The organism is Streptomyces sp. NPDC058674 (assembly GCF_042716505.1).
GTDB lineage: Bacteria > Actinomycetota > Actinomycetes > Streptomycetales > Streptomycetaceae > Streptomyces.
On record NZ_JBHXSC010000011.1, the window covers coordinates 58,272 to 78,856 of the forward strand.

Annotated in this window: 14 protein-coding genes; 4 read left to right on the plus strand and 10 right to left on the minus strand. The window is 73.4% G+C overall.

Annotated elements, in window-relative coordinates:
• The first annotated feature begins 135 nt into the window (after window positions 1-135).
• Window positions 136-1,752 carry an ATP-binding protein gene (locus ACFWU6_RS08750; protein ID WP_383979554.1) on the plus strand — a complete coding sequence of 539 codons (1,617 nt, stop codon included), beginning with the start codon at window positions 136-138 and terminating at the stop codon, window positions 1,750-1,752.
• A complete protein-coding gene (locus ACFWU6_RS08755; RefSeq protein ID WP_383979557.1) occupies window positions 1,749-2,462 on the plus strand; it encodes a response regulator in 714 nt (237 codons plus the stop codon). The genes ACFWU6_RS08750 and ACFWU6_RS08755 overlap by 4 nt, the downstream gene beginning before the upstream one ends.
• Before the next feature lie 29 nt (window positions 2,463-2,491).
• Here ACFWU6_RS08755 and ACFWU6_RS08760 read toward each other — a convergent pair whose 3' ends face one another.
• The 3 genes from ACFWU6_RS08760 to ACFWU6_RS08770 all read right to left on the minus strand — a co-directional run bounded on the left by ACFWU6_RS08760 (window position 2,492) and on the right by ACFWU6_RS08770 (window position 6,845).
• Window positions 2,492-4,084 (minus strand): cation acetate symporter, encoded by a 1,593-nt coding sequence (locus tag ACFWU6_RS08760; protein ID WP_383979560.1) that lies wholly within the window; start codon window positions 4,082-4,084, stop codon window positions 2,492-2,494.
• Window positions 4,081-4,566: a DUF485 domain-containing protein gene (locus tag ACFWU6_RS08765; RefSeq protein WP_383799690.1), complete on the minus strand. Its 486-nt coding sequence runs from the start codon at window positions 4,564-4,566 to the stop codon at window positions 4,081-4,083. The genes ACFWU6_RS08760 and ACFWU6_RS08765 overlap by 4 nt, the downstream gene beginning before the upstream one ends.
• 158 nt (window positions 4,567-4,724) lie before the next feature.
• Complete coding sequence (locus ACFWU6_RS08770) at window positions 4,725-6,845, minus strand: type IIA DNA topoisomerase subunit B (protein ID WP_383799693.1); 2,121 nt, start codon at window positions 6,843-6,845, stop codon at window positions 4,725-4,727.
• 447 nt (window positions 6,846-7,292) lie between these two features.
• Here ACFWU6_RS08770 and ACFWU6_RS08775 point away from each other — a divergent pair, with 447 nt between their 5' ends.
• The gene (locus tag ACFWU6_RS08775; protein ID WP_215019552.1) at window positions 7,293-7,529 is read left to right on the plus strand and encodes a hypothetical protein; all 237 of its coding nucleotides are present in this window, start codon (window positions 7,293-7,295) and stop codon (window positions 7,527-7,529) included.
• A gap of 247 nt (window positions 7,530-7,776) precedes the next feature.
• Here ACFWU6_RS08775 and ACFWU6_RS08780 read toward each other — a convergent pair whose 3' ends face one another.
• From ACFWU6_RS08780 to ACFWU6_RS08810, 7 genes are all read right to left on the minus strand, one after another.
• The gene (locus ACFWU6_RS08780; protein ID WP_383979563.1) at window positions 7,777-8,712 is read right to left on the minus strand and encodes a serine protease; all 936 of its coding nucleotides are present in this window, start codon (window positions 8,710-8,712) and stop codon (window positions 7,777-7,779) included.
• A gap of 95 nt (window positions 8,713-8,807) precedes the next feature.
• Window positions 8,808-10,397: an RNA polymerase sigma factor gene (locus tag ACFWU6_RS08785; RefSeq protein ID WP_383979566.1), complete on the minus strand. Its 1,590-nt coding sequence runs from the start codon at window positions 10,395-10,397 to the stop codon at window positions 8,808-8,810.
• Between the two features lie 439 nt (window positions 10,398-10,836).
• Window positions 10,837-11,703, minus strand: a complete 867-nt coding sequence (locus ACFWU6_RS08790; protein ID WP_383799711.1) for a FadR/GntR family transcriptional regulator — start codon at window positions 11,701-11,703, stop codon at window positions 10,837-10,839.
• A gap of 212 nt (window positions 11,704-11,915) precedes the next feature.
• Window positions 11,916-13,712 carry an ATP-binding cassette domain-containing protein gene (locus ACFWU6_RS08795; RefSeq protein ID WP_383979569.1) on the minus strand — a complete coding sequence of 599 codons (1,797 nt, stop codon included), beginning with the start codon at window positions 13,710-13,712 and terminating at the stop codon, window positions 11,916-11,918.
• Between the two features lie 134 nt (window positions 13,713-13,846).
• Window positions 13,847-14,587 (minus strand): NUDIX domain-containing protein, encoded by a 741-nt coding sequence (locus tag ACFWU6_RS08800; RefSeq protein WP_383799705.1) that lies wholly within the window; start codon window positions 14,585-14,587, stop codon window positions 13,847-13,849.
• A 168-nt stretch (window positions 14,588-14,755) separates the two neighbouring features.
• A complete protein-coding gene (locus tag ACFWU6_RS08805) occupies window positions 14,756-16,753 on the minus strand; it encodes a glycogen debranching N-terminal domain-containing protein (protein WP_383979572.1) in 1,998 nt (665 codons plus the stop codon).
• Window positions 16,754-16,965: 212 nt separating this feature from the next.
• Complete coding sequence (locus ACFWU6_RS08810) at window positions 16,966-18,231, minus strand: DUF4192 domain-containing protein (protein WP_383979575.1); 1,266 nt, start codon at window positions 18,229-18,231, stop codon at window positions 16,966-16,968.
• A 123-nt stretch (window positions 18,232-18,354) separates the two neighbouring features.
• Here ACFWU6_RS08810 and ACFWU6_RS08815 point away from each other — a divergent pair, with 123 nt between their 5' ends.
• Window positions 18,355-20,514, plus strand: a complete 2,160-nt coding sequence (locus ACFWU6_RS08815; RefSeq protein WP_383808385.1) for a RecQ family ATP-dependent DNA helicase — start codon at window positions 18,355-18,357, stop codon at window positions 20,512-20,514.
• The last annotated feature ends 71 nt before the right edge of the window (window positions 20,515-20,585 follow it).

Here is a 20,585-nt window from a genome sequence, read left to right on the forward strand (position 1 = left end):
CTGCTCAGTCGTCTACGGCTGTGACCGCACTTTTAGACCGGCATCTCTTGCGCAAGCTGGGCGCAAACAACGCAAGCCATTTGCGCAGTCCTGACAAATTCCGCTTACGCCCCGGCCGACCTACCGTTGCTCCTCATGCGGTTCCTCCTCATGAGCGCTCGGCGCCTCGGGCTGCCCAGACGGGCCGTCTCCCAGATCCTGTTCACCCAGCTCGCCATCGCCGGCGGGGTCGTCGCGCTGGCCACCGGGCTGTTCCTGGCCCCGCTCAGCGCCCAGCTCGACGACCAGGCCATGCGGCGTGCCCTGGCCATCGCACAGAGCGCCGCCGCCGATCCCTCGCTCGCCGCCGACCTCCTGGGCTCCGGCCCGTCACCGGACAGCCCGGTGCAGTCCTCGGCCGAGCGGATACGCCGGGCCACCGGCGCCGAGTACGTCGTGGTCATCGACCTGGACGGCATCCGCCGCTCGCACCCCGGTCCCGAGCGGATCGGCCTGCCCGTCTCCACCGACCCCGGCGACGCGCTGGCCGGGCGCGAGGTCATGGAGATCGACGAAGGCACCCTGGGCCGCTCCGCCCGCGGCAAGGTGCCGCTCCTCGCCGCCGACGGCGAGATCGTCGGCGCCGTCTCCGTCGGGATCCCCTACGACAGCGTCCGCGACCGGCTGCTCGGCGCCATCCCGGGGCTGCTGGCCTACGCGGGCGGGGCCCTGGCCGCGGGCGCCCTCGCCGCCTACCTGCTCTCCCGCAGGATTCAGCGGCAGACCCGCGACCTGGCCTTCTCGGACATCGCCGGGCTGCTCGCCGAGCGGGAGGCGATGCTGCACTCCATCCGCGAGGGCGTGATCGCCCTCGACCGGGACGGCCGGGTCCGCCTCGTCAACGACGAGGCGGCCCGCCTGCTGGGCCTCGCCCCGGACTCCGCCGGCGCCCTCGCCGGACGCCCGCTGGACGGCGTACTGGGCACCGGCCGCACCGCCGACGTCCTGTCCGGCCGCGTCACCGGCCGGGACCTGCTCACCGTCCAGGGCCCGAGGGTGCTGGTCGCCAACCGGATGCCCACCGACGACGGCGGCGCCGTCGCCACCCTGCGCGACCGCACCGAGCTGGAGCACCTGGGCCGCGAGCTCGACTCCACCCGGGGGCTGATCGACGCCCTGCGCGCCCAGGACCACGAGCACGCCAACCGTCTGCACACCCTCCTCGGCCTGCTGGAACTGGGCCTGCACGAGGAGGCGGTGGAGTTCGTGACGGAGGTCGTCGGCGTGCACCGCACCACGGCCGAGCAGGTCACCGAGAAGGTCCGCGACCCGCTGCTGGCCGCCCTCCTGGTGGGCAAGGCGACCGTGGCGGCGGAGCGCGGCGTACCGCTCCGGCTGGCCGCGGCCACCCTGTTGCCCGATCGGCTGGTGGACCCGGGCGGCCTCGTCACCATCGTCGGCAACCTGGTCGACAACGCCCTGGACGCCGCGGTCGGCTCGGCGGCCCCCCTCGTCGAGGTGGAGCTGCGCGCCGAGGGCCGGACCGCCGTCCTGCGGGTGCGCGACAGCGGCCCCGGCGTCCCCGCCGAGCGCCGCGAGGAGATCTTCACGGAGGGCTGGTCGACCAAGCAGCCCAGGGCTCACCGGGAGCGCGGGCTGGGCCTCGCCCTCGTACGCCGCCTCGCGGAGCGGCAGGGCGGCAGCGTCAGCGCCGGTGCGGCCGGCGACGGTGGGGCGGAGTTCTCCGTCGTCCTCCCGGAGGCCCTGCGGTGACCGGGCCCGTGAGCGGTGTCCTGGACGTCCTCGTCCTCGTCGTCGACGACGACGTGCGCGTCGCGCGCATCAACGCCGCGTACGTGGCGAAGGTGCCCGGCTTCCGGGTGGTCGCGCAGGCCCACTCCGCGGCGGAGGCCCTCGGCTTCCTCACCGCGCACCGGGTGGACCTGGTCCTCCTCGACCACTACCTCCCGGACGGGAACGGCCTCGACCTCGTCCGACGCCTTCGCCAGCTCGGCCGCGGCACCGATGTGATCATGGTGACGGCCGCCCGCGACCTGGCGACCGTCCAGGCCGCGATGCGCCTCGGCGCCCTCCAGTACCTGGTCAAGCCCTTCACCTTCGCCGGCTTGCGCAGCCGGCTGGAGGCCTACGGGGCCCTGCGCCGGACCCTCGAGACCGGCGGGGAGGCCGAGCAGGCGGAGGTGGACCGGATCTTCGGCGCCCTCGCGGCCGCCGGTTCGCCCAACGAGCTCCCCAAAGGGCACTCCCCCACCACAGCGGAAACGGTCCGCCGGGTGCTCCGCTCCGCGGACGGCCCGCTGTCGACCCAGCAGATAGCCGACCGTGCGGGCATCAGCCGCCAGACCGCCCAGCGCTATCTGAAGCTGTTCGACCGCGCGGGCCGGGTCACCCTGGCGCTGCGCTACGGCGAGACCGGCCGCCCCGAACACCGCTACACCTGGCTCCCCCCGGAGGGCGCCTGAGCAGCCCGGCGGCGGCTGGCTCAGACGGCTCAGACGGCTCCGGCGCCCGTCAGGGAGCGGACCTCGGTCTGTGCGTGCCTCGCCTCGTCCGGCTCCTCCCCCGAGGCGACGGTGCCCAGCCAGCCCGCGAGGAAGCCCAGCGGGATCGAGACGATCCCCGGATTCTGGAGCGGGAAGAGCTGGAAGTCCACGCCCGGGAAGAGCGACTCTGGGCTGCCGGACACCACGGGCGACACCAGCACCAGCAGAACCGCGGGCACCAGGCCGCCGTATACCGACCAGACGGCTCCCCGCGTGGTGAAACCGCGCCAGAAGAGCGAGTACAGCAGCACCGGCAGATTGGCCGACGCGGCCACCGCGAAGGCCAGCCCGACGAGGAAGGCCACGTTCAGGTTCTGCGCGAGGAGCCCGAGGGCGATCGCCACCGCCCCGATGCCGACGGCGGCGGCCCGGGCCACGGCCACCTCGCTGCGCTGCCGGGCGTGCCGGCGCTTCAGCGAGGCGTACAGGTCGTGCGCGACGGAGGCCGAGGAGGCCAGGGTGATCCCGGCGACCACGGCGAGGATGGTGGCGAAGGCGATGGCGGCGACGAAGGCGAACAGCACCGCGCCGCCGGTGGACCCCGCGCCCCCGCCGAGGTGTGCGGCGAGCAGGGGCACCGCCGTGTTCCCGGAGGCGTTGGAGGCCCGCACCTCGTCCGGTCCCACCAGCGCGGCCGCCCCGAAGCCGAGCACGATGGTCATCAGGTAGAAGCCGCCGATCAGCGCGATCGCCCACACCACCGACCGGCGGGCCGCGCGCGCGGTGGGCACCGTGTAGAAGCGGGACAGGATGTGCGGCAGCCCGGCCGTCCCGAGGACCAGCGCGAGGCCGAGGCTCATGAAGTCGATGCGGGCCGTCCAGTCGCCGCCGTACTTCAGGCCCGGTCCCAGGAAGCGCATCCCGTGGCCGCTCCGGTCGGCGGCGCTCGTCAGCAGCTGGTCGAAGTTCCCGTGGAAGCGGAGCAGCACGAGCACGGTGAGGGTGATCGCCCCGCCCATCAGCAGGACGGCCTTGACGATCTGGATCCAGGTGGTGGCCCGCATGCCGCCGAAGGACACGTAGACCACCATCAGCGCGCCGACGCCGACCACGGTCAGCGTGCGGGCGGCGGCGCCCGAACTGCCCAGCAGCAGACCGACCAGGCTGCCGGCGCCGACCATCTGCGCGACGAGGTAGAGCACCGAGACGACGACCGACGAGGTGCCCGCCGCGATGCGCACCGGCCGCTCGCTCATCCGGGCGGCGACCACGTCGGCGAGGGTGAAGCGCCCGCAGTTGCGGACGAGTTCGGCGACGAGGAAGAGCACCACCAGCCAGGCGACGAGGAAGCCCACCGAGTACAGCAGGCCGTCGTAGCCGAAGAGGGCGATCAGTCCGGAGATGCCGAGGAAGGAGGCGGCGGACATGTAGTCGCCCGCGATGGCGAAGCCGTTCTCCATGGGCGAGAAGAGCCGCCCGCCCGCGTAGAACTCCTCCGCGGAGCCGTGCCGGTTGCGGCTGACCCAGGTGGTGATGCCCAGGGTGACGGCGATGAAGACGCTGAAGAGGATCAGCGTGAGGGTCTGGTGCTCGGTGGTCACCGGCCGGCCCCCCTCGCCCGGCTCCGCTCCTGGCCGCGCTCCTGCTCGAAGACGGTCCAGCGCAGGTCGAGCGCGGCCCGGTCGCGGCGCAGCCGTGCGTGGCGGGCGTAGGCCCAGGTGAGCAGGAAGGTGCTGAGGAACTGCCCGAGCCCCGCCAGCATGGCCACGTTGACCGCGCCCACCACCGGCCGGGCCATCATGGCGGGCGCCGCGGTGGCGGCTACCACGTACGCGACGTACCAGAGGAAGAAGCCGGCGGTCGCGGGCACGACGAACCTGCGGTAGCGGCTGCGCACCTCCTGGAAGGCGGCGCTGCGCTGCACTTCGAGGTAGATGTCGGTTGCGCCGGGACCGGTCCGGCCGTCGGGGGCCGGGCTCGGCGGGGACGCTTCCTCACCCTCGCCCCAGCCGACGGCCAGCGCGTCGTACCAGGGGTCGTCCAGCCGGATCGTTCCGGCATCGCGACCTGCGTGCTTGTCCACCGAACTCTCCTTGTCCGCCGCCGCATTGGCCGCGTGCCTCCAAGGATGTGCGCAATGGCCGCTTTCCGGACTGGTGTACCGGTGCTCTTCACTCCATCAGGTGATGGAGTGAAGAGCACCGGTACACCGTGGCGTCCGCGGTGCCGGCGCCGCCCGGATCAGGCGTCGATGCGCGAGCGGTCCAGGGTCGCCGCGGAGCTCGTGATGAACTCCTTGCGCGGGGCGACCTCGTTGCCCATCAGGAGGTCGAAGACCTGCTCGGCGCCGTCGAGGTCGCCGATGTTGATCCGGCGCAGCGTACGGAAGCGGGGGTCCATGGTGGTCTCCGCGAGCTGGTCCGCATCCATCTCGCCCAGGCCCTTGTAGCGCTGGATCGAGTCCTTGTAGCGGATGTTCTTGCGCTGGTACTCCAGCAGCGTCTGGCGCAGCTCGTTGTCGGAGTAGGTGTAGACGTACTTGTCCTGGCCCTTCTTGGGCTGGACCAGCTCGATCCGGTGCAGCGGCGGTACGGCCGCGAAGACCCGGCCCGCCTCGACCATCGGCCGCATGTACCGCTGGAAGAGCGTGAGCAGCAGGCAGCGGATGTGCGCGCCGTCCACATCGGCGTCGACGAGCAGGACGATCTTGCCGTAGCGGGCGGCGTCGATGTCGAAGGTCCGGCCCGAGCCGGCTCCTATGACCTGGATGATCGCCCCGCACTCGGTGTTCTTGAGCATGTCCGAGACCGAGGACTTCTGGACGTTGAGGATCTTGCCGCGGATGGGCAGGAGCGCCTGGAACTCGGAGTTGCGCGCGAGCTTCGCGGTGCCGAGGGCGGAGTCCCCCTCGACGATGAAGAGCTCGCTGCGGTCCACGTCGTCGCTGCGGCAGTCGGCCAGCTTCGCGGGGAGCGAGGAGGACTCCAGCGCGGTCTTGCGGCGCTGGGCCTCCTTGTGCTGACGGGCGGCGATGCGGGTGCGGGCCGCCGCGACGATCTTCTCCATCACGGAGCGGGCCTGCTGCTTGTCGTCGCGCTTGGTGGAGGTCAGGAAGGCCTTGAGCTCCTTGGCGACCACGGCGGCGACGATCCGGGCGGCCGCGGAGGTGCCCAGCACCTCCTTGGTCTGGCCCTCGAACTGCGGCTCGGCGAGGCGGACGGTGACGACGGCGGTCATCCCCTCCATCGCGTCGTCCTTGACCACGTCGTCCTCGGCGACGCGCAGGAGCTTCGCGGAGCGCAGCACCTCGTTCACGGTCTTGGCGACCGAGCGCTCGAAGCCGGAGATGTGGGTGCCGCCCTTGGGGGTGGCGATGATGTTCACGAAGGACTTGACGTTGGTCTCGTACCCCGTGCCCCAGCGCAGGGCGATGTCCACGCCCAGCTCGCGGGTGACCTCGGTGGGCGTCATGTGGCCGCGCTCGTCCAGGACGGGGACGGTCTCCTTGAAGGTGCCGGTGCCGGACAGGCGCTGCACGTCGCAGACGGCTTTGTCCTGGGCGAGGTACTCGCAGAACTCGCTGATGCCCCCGTCGAAGCGGAAGGTCTCCTCGGTCTTGCCGGCCCCTTCGAGGCCGCGCTCGTCGCGGACCACCAGGGTCAGGCCGGGGACGAGGAAGGCCGTCTGGCGGGCGCGCTGGTAGAGCGTCTCCAGGTTGAGCCGGGCGTCCTTGAGGAAGATCTGGCGGTCGGCCCAGTAGCGGACCCGGGTGCCGGTCTTGCCCTTGGTGACCCGCTTGCCCTTGCGGAGGCCGTTGGCGGGGTCGAAGGGGCTGTCGGGACCCTGCTCGGTGAACATCCCGGGGACGCCGCGGCGGAAGCTGATCGCATGGGTCGCGCTGTTGCGGTCTACTTCGACGTCCAGACGGGCGGAGAGGGCGTTGACCACGGAGGCTCCGACGCCGTGCAGGCCGCCGGAGGCGGCGTAGGAGCCGCCGCCGAACTTGCCGCCGGCGTGGAGCTTGGTCATGACGACCTCGACCCCGGACAGGCCGGTCTTGGGCTCGACGTCCACGGGGATGCCGCGGCCGTTGTCCCGGACCTCCACGGAGGCGTCCTCGTGCAGGATGACCTCGATGTGGTCGCAGTAGCCGCCCAGGGCCTCGTCGACCGAGTTGTCGATGATCTCCCACAGGCAGTGCATGAGGCCCCGGCTGTCGGTGGACCCGATGTACATGCCGGGGCGCTTGCGGACGGCCTCCAGCCCTTCGAGGACGAGCAGGTGCCGCGCGGTGTAGTTGGAACCGTCCCGGTCTGCTCCGGACAGCAGCGCGCTGGAAGGCACGGACGTGTCGGCGGTCACGCAGTTCGCTCCTCGCTGAATTTCTTTTCTGGCCCGGTCGGGCTCAGGGGTGGCTGGCTTGCCGGTCGAAGGGTACCGAGGCCTGGTAGAGCCGATGCAACGCCACCCTCGGGGTCTCCTCACCCTAGTCCAGCTCCGCACGGATGTTCGATCCCCCAGGAGGGTGAAGGAAACATCACGTTCCCTTCCAGGCATGAACCATTTAGTGTTCGGGCACGTCCTCATGAACAACCTGGCACCCTCGCCGGGGAGGATCGAACTGCAAGAAGCCAACGACTGACAACGCGAAACCGTAAAGCAACGCAATACGGCTCCTTCGCCGCCAACCGGCAACAGCCGGCCAGCTTCGGAAGGAAGTTTCGAGGAAAAGCCGCGAGCGGGAACGTTTTCGGCCTGGTTGGATGTTGACCCTGGTACGACAGCTCGTCGAGCTAGAGAAGAGGCGACGTGACTACTGTTCTGACACCCGCGACCCCGCTGACGGCCGCTGACCGATGCGACCGTTGCGGCGCCCAGGCATATCTGCGCGTCGTCCTGCTGAGCGGCGGTGAACTGCTCTTCTGCGCCCACCACGGACGCAAGTTCGAGCCGGAACTCAAGAAGATCGCCGCGGAAATACAGGATGAGACCGAGCGGCTCACGTCCGCTCCGGCTGCGAATGCCGCCGAACCCGAGGACCGCTGACACAAGGCCTGCACCTCGCATCCGACGAGCCAGGACCGGCCAGGCCGGTCAACGGGCGGTACCCCTGAGACCCAGGGGGCACCGCCCGTCCTCATGCCCGGACGTGAGCGGAGCCCGCGCCGGGGGGCGGGTCCAGCTCCCGCGGACGCCCGGCGCCCGAACGATGCACCGGCCTGCCTGGCCCGCGGCGCCCGACCGGCCTGCGGTGCCGGGCGCCGCGGGCCAGGCGGGACTTTGACGACAGGACCTAGGCTCCCCGGCCCCCCGCCTGGCCCCGTACGGGCCCTGCGTACGGCGTGGCGCCCCTCCCGTCGGCTCGGGCGGCATCCTGGCCGTCCGGGTGCCTTACGGCCCTCTCGGAGCCCGTGACGAAGTCGGCCAGCGGGGCGATCCGGGTGTACACCCCCGGGCTGTCCGCCCGCCCGCAGCCCCGGCCCCACGACACGAGCCCGATGAGCTGCCCCTGGGCCACGAGCGGGCCCCCGCTGTCGCCCTGGCAGGCGTCCCTGCCTCCCCGCCCGTCGCCGGCGCACACCATCGACTCCGCCCGGTACTGCCCGTCCGCGTCCCCCGGGTAGGCCCGGCCGCAGACCTCGTCGTCCAGTACGGTCACCCGCGCCGCCCGCAGCCCGTACGCATAGTCACCGAAGCCGCTGGTGTCACCCCAGCCGTACACGGCCCCCTCGCTCCCCGGCCGGTAGCCGGGGTGCCCCGCGTCGGCCATCGCGATCACCTGGTGCGCCGGCACCGCCTCGGCCAGCTCCAGTACGGCGAGGTCCCCGGCGTTGCTCACGGGGTCGTAGGCGGGGTTCACCCGGGCCCCCCGCACCGCGATCTCGCGCCCGTCGGTCCCCCTGAGCTCCGTGCGCCCGGCGACGACCCGGAGATCCGTGACGGACTCGACGGGACCGCCCAGCACCTCGCGGCCCAGGCAGTGGGCCGCGGTCAGCACCGTGGTCGGGCCGACGATGACGCCCCCGCAGAACTGCCCGCCGCGCGTACCCCCGAACCGGTCACGGCTGGCGAGGGCCACGACCCAGGGGCTGTCGGCGGCCTTGACCGGCTTCCCGCCGATCACCACGCTGTCCGCGGCCGCCCGGGGCGCCTGGGCCAGCGGCCCCGCGGCCGCTCCCGCCGCCAGGGTCAGCGCGCCCGCCAGGGCACGGGCAAAGGGACGACGCATGAGGCCTCCTGACTCCGAGTGTGCATGACTCCACCCAGAGTGGGATGCCCGGTGGCCGCCCGCACCCCCGCGACCACCGGCTGCCGTCCCGCCGATCAGTCCAGGTAGTCGCGCAGGACCTGGGAGCGGGAGGGGTGGCGCAGCTTCGACATCGTCTTCGACTCGATCTGGCGGATCCGCTCGCGCGTGACTCCGTAGACCTTGCCGATCTCGTCGAGCGTCTTGGGCTGGCCGTCCGTGAGGCCGAAGCGCATGGAGACCACGCCGGCCTCGCGCTCGCTCAGGGTGTCCAGCACCGAGTGCAGCTGCTCCTGCAGGAGCGTGAAGCTGACGGCGTCGGCGGGTACGACCGCCTCGGAGTCCTCGATGAGGTCGCCGAACTCGCTGTCGCCGTCCTCGCCGAGCGGGGTGTGCAGGGAGATGGGCTCGCGGCCGTACTTCTGGACCTCGATGACCTTCTCGGGGGTCATGTCGAGTTCCTTGGCCAGCTCCTCCGGGGTGGGCTCGCGGCCCAGGTCCTGGAGCATCTGGCGCTGGACGCGGGCGAGCTTGTTGATGACCTCGACCATGTGCACCGGGATGCGGATGGTGCGGGCCTGGTCGGCCATGGCCCGGGTGATCGCCTGCCGGATCCACCACGTGGCGTAGGTGGAGAACTTGTAGCCCTTGGTGTAGTCGAACTTCTCGACCGCGCGGATGAGGCCCAGGTTGCCCTCCTGGATCAGGTCCAGGAAGAGCATGCCGCGGCCGGTGTAGCGCTTGGCGAGGGAGACCACGAGGCGGAGGTTGGCCTCCAGCAGGTGGTTCTTCGCCCGGCGGCCGTCTTCGGCGATGATCTCCAGCTCGCGCTTGAGCTTGGGCGCCAGCTTGTCGGAATTCGCCAGCTTGTCCTCGGCGAAGAGGCCCGCCTCGATGCGCTTGGCCAGTTCGACCTCCTGCTCGGCGTTGAGGAGGGGCACCTTGCCGATCTGCTTGAGGTAGTCCTTGACCGGGTCGGCGGTGGCGCCGGCGACGACGACCTGCTGGGCCGGGGCGTCGTCCTCGTCGTCGGAGATGACGAAGCCCTTGTTCTCCCCGCCCTCCTCCTCCTCGTCGGCTTCGGCCTTGGCCGCCTCGGGACCTTCCTCCGCGGTCTCGTCGTCGCCCGCGTCGGAGTCCTTCTTGGAGGCGGTCTTCTTCGCCGCCGTCTTCTTGGCGGCGGTCTTCCTGGCGGGGGCGGCCTTCTTCGCGGTCGCCTTCTTCGCGGTCGTCTTCTTGGCGGCGGGCTCGGTTCCGGGCTCCTGCGCGAGGGCGTCCGCGGTCCCCTGCGCCGCCTGCGCCGCCTGCTCCGCCGTCTCGGCCGCCGGCACGTCGGCCGCGGCGCTCAGCGGCGCCGCGGTCTTCGCCGCGACGGTCTTGGTGGCCGTCCGCTTGGCCGGGCTCTTCGCCGCGACGCTCTTGCGGGGGGTGCGCTTGGGCGACTCCGCGGCACTGACCATCAGCGTCACACCCTCTTCCTCGAGGATCTGGTTGAGGCTGCGCAGAACATTCTTCCACTGGGTCGCAGGAATCTGGTCAGCCTCGAAGGCCCGACGCACGTCATCGCCGGCGATCTGCCCCTCGGCCTTGCCCCGCTCGATGAGCGCCATCACAGACTCGGAATCGGCGATCTCCGACGGGAGCGTACGGGATGTGCTGGCCGACACGAACAACCTCTCGGAACGGTGGAAACGGCTTCCGACCCCGGACCTGGTGGTGCTGGACCGGAGCCGACGACCACCGACGGGGGATGGGCCGGCGGCGCGGGCAGGGGCCGGGGAGCTGCGCAGCACCCCAAGGGCTGCTGCATTCCCTCCGTCGGCCATCACTGCTTAGGTCATCGCGTGACCTCGCGGAGCGTTACGCCCAATCTTCGTGGCCCGAGTCACAGCCCATATGCGCCAATGCCGGTCATAGGGCCATACGTGTGGCTCCGGCGCGGCCCTCACTCGATCGGCGGACAGCTGGGGCGTACGCGCCCCGGACGGGCCGGGCGCACGCCGGGCGGGCGGTCGTCCCCACGGGGCCGGACACCGGTGTCGCCGGACCCGACCGGGCCCGGCGACGTGTCCTGCCACCCCCGCGCCCCCGCGCGTCCGGTGCTTGTCAGTGCTCGCGCGGGGCGGGGACCACGCGCTCGACCTCCGGATGCACCGTCAGCAGCTGGCGCATGGCGTTCTCCGCGCCCGTCGCGTCCCCGGCGGCCAGGGCCTCGACCATCCGCGCGTGGTGCGCCACGGAGGCCTCGCTCGGGCGGTCACAGGCGGTCATCGGGGTGCCGGAGACGTGGAGGGCGGCGGAGACGATGCCGGAGAGGTGCTCCAGCATGCGGTTGGCCGCGACCTGGATCAGGAGCGCGTGGAACTCGTGGTCCGCGCGGGCGAAGGTGATCGAGTCGCCCTGGCCGAGGGCGTGGCCCATGATCTCGACCATGTCGGCGAGACGCTGCTGGACGTCCGGGCGGCCGTGGCCGGCGGCGAGGCGGGCGGCGAGGGGCTCGATGACCCAGCGGAGCTCGTTGAGCTCGCGGCGCTGGTCGTCCCGCTGTGGGCCGAAGGCGCGCCACTCGATGATGTCGGGGTCGAGCAGGTTCCAGTCGGCGACGGGGCGGACCCTGGTGCCGACGTTCGGGCGGGCGCTGACGAGGCCCTTGGCCTCCAGGACCCGCAGGGACTCGCGGACGACCGTGCGGGAGACCTCGAAACGCTGGCCGATCTCCTCGGGTACCAGCGGACGGTCCGCGCCCAGGTCACCTGAAACGATCATCTGGCCGAGCTGCTGGACGAGTTGGCCGTGCAGACCGCGGCCGCGGCTGCCGGCCGCGCGACGGCCCACCCGGCTCAACTCGACGTCGCCGCCGTCCCAGTGGGGCACTCCGACGCGATCGGAGCCGGGGGCCTCGGCATAGGAGTAGCGGTCGAGGTCGCCCGGGCCGGCGAGGCCGGAGTCGGCATGGCGGGCGGCGGTCATCATGGTGTGCGCAAGGGTACTCACGAATCCTTTGTCGGCCTTGCCTCCATCACCCTTGAGGTCTTTGGTGAAAAGCACACGAAAGGGTGATCGGTGCCACCTACGCAATTGACGACTTATCGTAAAGAACCGGACCTTTTACGGGGAGTTGCGGTCCGCATCGTGCGAGCCGGACCGCAACGGTCTCGTGAGGGGCTCCGACAGCACCGGAACGATCACCAACGGACCCTGCTGCGAAGCCCCGTGAACCCGTAGGCACACAGCAGGACCGTCAGCGACAACACCAGTGCGGTTCCCACCGGTTGGGCCATCACCCGCAGGGCGCCGAGGAGGACCCGGTCGGCTTCCGGGAGCCACTGCACCCAGGTCAGCCCGCGCAGTCGGGGCGCGAGTCCGGTGACCGGGTACGCGGAGGACCCCTCCAGGACCCGGCGCACCAGCGGAACCACCATCACCGGTACGGCGAGCACCGCGGCCAGTCCCGCGGTGGCGGACCGGAAGACGCCTGAGGCCAGGACTCCGGCCCAGGCGCACCCGATGAGCAGCCCGGCCCAGCTCGCGGCCGGGGAGAACCACCGCGCGGGGGCGCGCAGCGGGCCGCCGTCGAAGACGAACGCGAGCGCGGCGGCGTCGGCCGCGACGGCGAGGGCGCCGAGCAGCAGGGCGAGGGCGGCGCAGACCCCGAGCTTGGCGGCGAGCAGCCCCATGCGACGGGGCACGGTGCCCCGGTCTGCGGCGAGCGCGGGGTAGCGGTACTCCTCGCCGAAGGCGAGCGCGCCGAGCAGCCCGGCCCCGAGGGCGGCCGGTGGCAGCGGCAGCAGCTCCGGCCAGGCGGCGAGCAGCCGGTTCTGCGGGGTGTGGCCCGCCCGGGCCAGTGCCAGGGCGGTGAGGACGGAGGCCACGACGACGAGCGCGGCGGTCAGGACGGGGGTGGCGGTGCCGAAGACCCGCAGCAGCTCGTAGCGCACCGGCCGCAGGGGCCCGCCGACGCGGCGCACCGCCGAGTCGGGCCGCCGGGGGCGGGCCTGCCGGGAGAACCCCGGGGCTCCCTCCGGATCGGCGGCGGCCGCCGCTTCGGCCGCTGCGCCGGGGCCCGCGGCGGTCCGGGCGGGCGGGACCGGGACGGCGGCCGACCCTGATCCGGCGTCGCCGGTCTCGTCGGCGAGCTGGTGGACCAGTACCCCGTGGCGGAACGCCGCCTCCCCGACCTCGGCACAGTTGCTGCCGTAGACCGACAGCCGGTTGCCGCTCTCCGCCACGATCTCCACCGCGCGCTGGGCGGCCCGGGCCTCGCGGCCCAGTACGTCGGCCAGCCGGGCGGCGTGCGGGGTCCGGACGGCGACCCTCGGTCGCAGCCGCGTCCGGGTGAAGTCGGCGGCGTCCTGGTCGGCGATCAGCCGGCCGGCCTCGATGGTGATGACCCGGTCGGCGTTGCGGGCGGCCTCCTTGGCGTCGCTGGTGGTGAAGAGCACCGCTCCGCCGAGCGAGGCGTGGCCGCGCAGCAGCCCGTGCAGCCAGCCGCGCTCGCGGGGGGACAGTCCGGCGGAAGGTTCGTCCAGCAGCAGGGTGCAGGGGTCGGCCAGGAGGGCCGAGGCCAGGGCGACCCGGCGCTCCATGCCGAGGGAGAGCGACCCGAGCCGCTGGTCCCGCAGGCCTGCGATGCCGACGACCTCCAGCATCGCGTCGGCCCGGGCGGAGGGCACCCCGGCAGCGGCACAGAGCATCCGCAGCTGGTTGCGGACGGTCCGCGACGGGTTTCCGGGGACGTCGCCGAGCAGCACGCCGACCTCGCGGCCGGGGTGGGCGATCCGGTGCAGCGGGCGGCCGCGGAAGTAGGTGACTCCCCGGCCCGGTTCGAGTTCGAGCATGAGGCGGAGGGCGGTGGTCTTGCCCGAGCCCGGATGGCCGAGCAGGGCGGTCACGTTCCCCGGGCGGGCCTCGAAGGTGAGGTCGTCCACGAGGGGCGGGGTGGAGGGGCGGGATGTACTGGTCAGTCCGATGGCCTGGAGCATCGCTTCTCTCGCGGGGGGTGAGACCGCTCTGCGGCAGCGTGAGTACCGCAAGCAAGATAACGCGATATGTCCGATTTTCAGTGCAACCGGTCCGATGGTATGCCGATGTCGCCGCCCGTTCCGGCCGGGCGGGCTCAGACTTCCGGACGCAGCATCGGCGGATTGAGCAGGGTGGCCCCGCCGGCCCGGAAGAGCTGGGCCGGGCGGCCGCCCTGACGGGTCGTCGTCCCCCCGGCCGGCACGAGGAAGCCCGGGGTGCCGGTGACCTTGCGGTGGAAGTTCCGGGGGTCGAGGGCGACGCCCCAGACCGCCTCGTAGACGCGGCGCAGCTCGCCGACCGTGAACTCCGGCGGGCAGAAGGCGGTGGCCAGGGAGGAGTACTCGATCTTCGAGCGGGCCCGCTCGACACCGTCGCCGAGGATTCGGGCGTGGTCGAAGGCGAGTCCCGCCACGTCGCCCGCGGCCAGGAGTTCGTCGACGGGGGCCCAGCGCGCGCTGTTGGCGTCGCCTCCGGCCCGGGGCGCAGGCAGGTCCGGAGCCAGGACCAGGTGCGCGACACTGACGACGCGCATGCGCGGATCGCGCTTCGGATCGCCGTAGGTGGCCAGCTGTTCGAGGTGGGCCCCGTTGTCCACGCCCGGCGCAGCGGGGTCGTGCGCACACAGCCCGGTCTCTTCGGAGAGCTCGCGGGCCGCGGCGGCCGACAGGTCCTCGTCCTCGCGCACGAATCCGCCGGGCAGCGCCCAGCGCCCCTGGAACGGCTGCTCGCCCCGGCGTACGACCAGCGCGCAGAGCGCGTGGCCCCGCACGGTGAGCACGACCAGGTCGACGGTGACGGCGAAGGGCGGAAAGGCCGACGGGTCGTAGGGCGACATGCCGCGATCATAGTCGTCTGCCTGACGATAAACAGCGCTTTGGTGACCTCGGAGGTCGCCGGACGGGGCACGGGTCCCCTGCGCCGATCCGGACGGGCGGCCGCACGGCCGCCGGTGACCCGGCGCGGGCCGCGAGGCACGCCGGGCGGGCCCGCGCCGGGCCGATCCTCACACCGTCTCCTGGCCCATGAGCTGGAGAGCATCGGCCGCCTCCTCCACCATTGCGAGGCCGAGCCGATTGATCCGGACCGCGAACGGCTCCCCCGCCACCCGCAGGCCCGAGAGGCGCAGGGCTCCGAGGGGGGCTCCGGGCATCGGAACGAGACGGACTGCTCTCGCGGGGGCGTCGGGACGGATGCCGGTGAGGGCGGTCAGCACGTGGATCGCCGCCGCCGCGGCCACCGCCGCCGGGCGGCACGCAGCCGGGTGCGGGAGCGGTGCGCTGCCCGGGGTGCGCTGCTCGGCCGCGAACATCTCCGGCAGCCGGTACCCGAATCTCTCCGCCGCATCGAGCAGGCCCCGGAGCAGCCCCGTGGCCTCCTTCTCGAAGCCCGCCTGCGCGAGGCCCGCCACCGCCACGGCGCTCTCGTACGCCCGGACCGCCCCCGAGCGGTGGCCGAACGGGTTGTGTCCCGGCTCCCTCACCGCCATGCTCCGCAGCCCCCATCCGGAGTCCATGGCGGGGGCTCCGAGCAGCCGTGCGACCTGCCCGGTGCGGGGGCGGTCCAGGAGACCGGGGGCGAGCCGGGCCCCGGCGAGCAGCCCGGTGTCGAGCAGATGGACGACGGCCCCGGTCAGCCGGGGCAGTGGTCTGCCGTCGGGGTGCAGGGCCGCCGCGGGACGGCCGCCGTCCGGGCCGTCGGTCCAGAACCGGGCCCGGAACCGCTCCCGCAGTGCGGCTGCCCACTCCTGCCACTCCTCGGCGCCGGACCTCCCGCACCCGGCCAGCAGTCCGGCGCCGAGCAGCGCTGCCCGGTGGGCGTGGGCCTGGGTCTCGCAGCGCCGCGGCCCCGGATCGGGGTCGGCCAGGAAGCCGTCCTCCCCCAATGCGCCGCGCAGCCAGTCCAGGCACCGCTCCGCCGCGGGGAGCAGCTGCGCCACCTCGTCCTCGGGCAGCCCCCAGAGCCGGGCTTCGGCGAGCACCGCGGGGAAGGCCAGTGTCGCCTCCGTGCCGGTGCAACCCGGCGGGAGCTGCGGGCCCGCCCCGCGCAGCGGCCCCGGGATCTTCCCCGCGTCGGGGCCGGACCCGGCGGTCTGGGCGCGGGCCAGGACGCGCAGGGTTGCCGCGGCGAGGCCGGTGCCGAGGGGCAGCGCCATCCGGGCGGCCCACAGGGACTCGGCCGGGGCAAGGCCCAGTCGCCAGGGGGCCCCGGCCGCCGCGAAGGCGTCGCCCGGGGCGTCCGGATCCCTGAGCAGCAGCGCCCCGAGGTCCTCGACGCCCGTGCGGAACCACGCCTCGGCCCTGGGGTCGTCCGCCTCGGCACTGGCGTCGGACAGAGGAATCGCCTGGCCGGCGCTCACCCGCGCCCCGCGATCCGGCGTGGTCCGCAGCTCGACGGTGCGGGCTTCGCCTGGGTCCAGGTCGAACTGCCAGCGCAACAGCCCCGCCGAGGCCAGCGCGTCGTCCGGAGTGGGCTCGGCGGCGGTGACGGCCTGGGCCTCGGCGCTGCTCCACCGCAGGCCGGCGGCGTACACCACGGCGGGCAGTTCCGGCCCCGGCCGCCCTTCGGCCACGGCGGCCAGCTCGGCCAGGTCGGTGCCGAGGAGGAGCTCCACGGGCAGGCGCACCGGCCGGGCCGCGAAATTGCGCACGGTGATCCGCTCGGTGCCGTCCGCATGTCGCACCCGCACCACCCCGATGTCGGGATCGGGGCCGGGCTCGGCCCCGGTGCGCACCGTCGCGGTGAAGGAGGCCCGGTTCGCGCCGAGTCGGCAGTGCTGTACGGCGACGGGCTCCCGACCGCCGACGCGCAGGACGCAGCGGGAGAGCAGCCGGCGCCCGGAGCGGTAGATCCCGCCGATCCCCTGCCCCGTCAGCTGGCCGTCCTCCGGCGAGACGACCAGACAGGGCGCGGCGAGGCAGATGACGGCGCCGTGCACGGGCGGCAGCTCGGGCCTGCGGACGGCGGGCACACCGGGTGGGCGGGGAGGTGCGGGGTGGGACATGCGTCGCCTTGTCTGCGCTCCGGTCGGTTCTGCGGGGGTGGGGGCGTTCAGTCGGGCTCCCGGCGCCCCCCGGCTGAACGCCCCCGCCCCCGCGCGGGTCACGGGCCCCGGCGGTGGCTGCGCCCGTCCGGGGCGGGGTCCACGGCACGAGTGCGTCCCCGTGGATCTGCACCACCACCGCGCCGGGACGTCCCGCCGGGCGGGGCGGCGGCTCACTGCCCGCTCCCCGCGGGGCGGCGGGAGGACCGGCGGGGGGCCGTGCGGCCGCGGCGGCCCGGCGGGCGGGTGCCGGCCGCCGGCCTGCGGCGCCGGGGCTCCCGCCGGCGCCGCTCCTCCCGCAGGCACTGCCGCAGCCCCTCGGGGTCGACTCCCTCGTTGCAGGCGTGGTGGAGCAGCTGGGCGAAGCGGTACTCGGCATCCGCCCGCAGGGCCATGCCCAGGGCGATCCGGGCGGTCGGCTCGTCACCGGTGGACCAGGAGACCCAGCCGGCGAGGGTCAGGGGGGCGGCGGCGTGCTCCCCGTAGGCGCCGACACAGCGCCGGGCGAGGGCCCGCCACAGCCGCAGGGCCGGCGGAGCCTCCTCGTCCTCCATCCACTCGGCCGCGACGTCCCGGACCTCCCGGTCCTGCAGGCCCAGGATGAGGGCGGCTGCCTCGTCGTGCCCGAGCAGCCCGTCGTCCCGGTCGTCGGCGCCGCGAGGGCCCTCCGCGGGCGGGGCGAGGGTCATCCTGCGCATGAGCGAGCGGGCCAGTGCCAGGGTCTCGGCGCCGACGTCCTCCCGGGTGGCCCCGTCGAGGATCTTCGGCACCAGGTCGACCGCCGCCCGGTCCAAGGCCCGCTCCATTTCGTCGGCCACCGCTCCCCCCAACGGCGCCAGCCGCCCCTCGATCTCCGCGAGGGATCCCCTGACCTGGAGGCCCGCGAAGGTGGCGGCGGCCGCCATCACCGAGGTCCCGACCGCCGCGAGCCTGCTGCCCTCGGCGGGGCAGCACCGCTCGTCGGGGCACACGTAGGACCAGAAGCGCCCGGCGGACAGGCACAGCACCTCCAGGACCGGCACGTCCAGTGCCCCGCAGGCGAGCCGAACCCCGTGGGCGAGCGGTCGCAGCCGGTTCATCACCTCGCGGCCGCTCTCTTCGCCGCGAGGTTCGCGGCAGAGGAAGACGACGATGCCGTCGGGCTTCCCGCCGCGCCGCTCACTGCCGCGGATGAGGCATTCGGCGGCCTGCCGCGCGGTCTCGTCCCATTCCGCCGGTTCGGCCGGGATGCCCACGCGCAGGCGGCCGCCGAAGCGTCCGCCCTCGCCGTGGACGGCGACGATGACGAGGGAGTCGGTGGGATGGAAGCCCAGCATGTAGGGCAGCGCGTCGGCCAGTTCTGCCGGGCTGCGCAGGGTGATCTGCGGACCGGGCCCGGCCGTCGCCGGGGTGACGGAGGGGCGGTCGGACGGGATGCGTGGTTCGCGGTTGTTCGTCATGCCCCGAAGGTCCCGTGCCCGAGGGGAACCGGAAAGCCCTGTGGATAACCCGTTCGACTTTCAACATCCACAGCCGGAGGGCGTCATTGGCGCGATGTCCGAGGCATCGGGTTGCATGGGGGCATGAACCCTGACCTGAGGTCCTCGGCCGACTCCGTACTAGCCCGTCTCGTGGGCGACCCCACGGGCACCGCTCGGCTGCGCGAGGACCAGTGGCGGGCGATCGAGGCCCTCGTCGCGCACAAGCGGCGGGCACTGGTGGTGCAGCGCACGGGCTGGGGCAAGTCCGCGGTGTACTTCGTCGCCACCTCGCTGCTGCGGGCCGGCGGCGCCGGTCCCACCGTGATCGTCTCCCCGCTCCTCGCGCTCATGCGCAACCAGGTCGAGGCCGCCGCGCGGGCCGGCATCAGGGCCCGCACCATCAACTCCGCCAACCCCGAGGAGTGGGAGGGGATCCAGGCCGAGGTCGCGGCCGGCGAGGTGGACGTCCTGCTGGTGAGCCCGGAGAGGCTGAACAATCCCGACTTCCGGGACCAGGTCCTGCCCAAGCTCTCCGCCGCGACGGGCCTGCTCGTCGTGGACGAGGCCCACTGCATCTCCGACTGGGGGCACGACTTCCGCCCCGACTACCGGCGGCTGCGCACCATGCTGGCCGACCTCCCGCCGGGCGTTCCCGTCCTGGCCACGACCGCCACGGCGAACGCCCGCGTCACCGCCGACGTCGCCGAGCAGCTCGGCACCGGCGCCGGCACGGACGCGCTGGTGCTCCGCGGCCCGCTGGACCGCGAGAGCCTGAGCCTGGCCGTGCTGACCCTGCCCGACGCGGCGCACCGGCTCGCGTGGCTCGCCGACCACCTCGACGGGCTCCCCGGTTCGGGGATCGTCTACACCCTGACGGTGGCGGCGGCCGAGGAGGTGACCGCGTACCTGCGCCACCGCGGCCACACCGTCTCCTCCTACACCGGCAAGACCGAGAACGCCGACCGCGAGCAGGCCGAGAACGACCTGCAGGCCAACCGCGTCAAGGCACTGGTGGCCACCTCGGCGCTCGGCATGGGCTTCGACAAGCCCGACCTCGGCTTCGTCGTGCACCTGGGCTCGCCCTCCTCCCCCATCGCCTACTACCAGCAGGTCGGCCGTGCCGGCCGCGGGGTGGAACACGCCGAGGTCCTGCTGCTCCCGGGCCGCGAGGACGAGGCGATCTGGCAGTACTTCGCCTCGGTGGCCTTCCCCCCGGAGGAGCAGGTACGCCGCACGCTGGACGTCCTGGCCCAGGCGGGCCGGCCGCTGTCGCTGCCCGCCCTCGAACCGATGGTGGACCTGCGCCGCACCCGGCTGGAGACGATGCTGAAGGTCCTCGACGTGGACGGCGCCGTGCACCGGGTCAAGGGCGGCTGGACCTCGACGGGCGAACCGTGGGCCTACGACGCCGAGCGCTACGCCTGGGTCGCCCGCCAGCGCGCCGCGGAGCAGCAGGCCATGCGCGACTACGCGGCCGCCACCGGCTGCCGCATGGAGTTCCTGCGCCGCCAGCTCGACGACGAGGAGGCCGCCCCCTGCGGCCGCTGCGACAACTGCGCGGGAGCCCGCTTCACCGCCGACGTCTCCAGCACGGCGCTGGACACCGCTCGCGGGGAGCTCGGCCGTCCGGGCGTGGAACTGGAGCCGCGCAAGATGTGGCCGACCGGTCTCGCGGCGGTCGGGGTCGATCTCAAGGGCCGGATCCCTGCCGGGGAGCAGGCCTCGACCGGCCGGGCCCTGGGCCGGCTGTCCGACATCGGATGGGGCAACCGGCTCCGGCCGATGCTCGCTCCGCAAGCGCCGGACCAGACCGTCCCGGACGACGTCGCGCAGGCCGTCGTGGCCGTGCTCGCCGACTGGGCCCGGGGACCGGGTGGTTGGGCGTCGGGGGCGCAGGACGCCCCTGCCCGGCCGGCGGGCGTGGTCGCCCTGCCCTCGCGCAGCCGACCGCAGTTGGTCGGCTCGCTGGCCGCACGGATCGCGGAGGTCGGCCGGATGCCGCTGCTCGGAACGCTCGCGTACACCGACCAGGCCCCGGAGTTCGGCCTCCCTTCCTCGAACAGCGCCCAGCGGGTCCGGGGGCTCCACCAGGCCCTGACCGTGCCCCCCGCCCTGGCCGAGGCGCTGGCGGAGGCATCCGGGCCGGTCCTCCTCGTGGACGACCGTGCGGAGAGCGGCTGGACCGTCGCAGTGGCCGCCCGGCTGCTGCGCCGGGCGGGCGCGAAGGGGGTGTTCCCGCTGGTGCTGGCGCTTCAGCCCTGACGGAATGCGTCATCTTCGGCGCGGCGGGGCAGGGATATGAACGGCATACCGGCGAATTCCGGTCCGCGGCG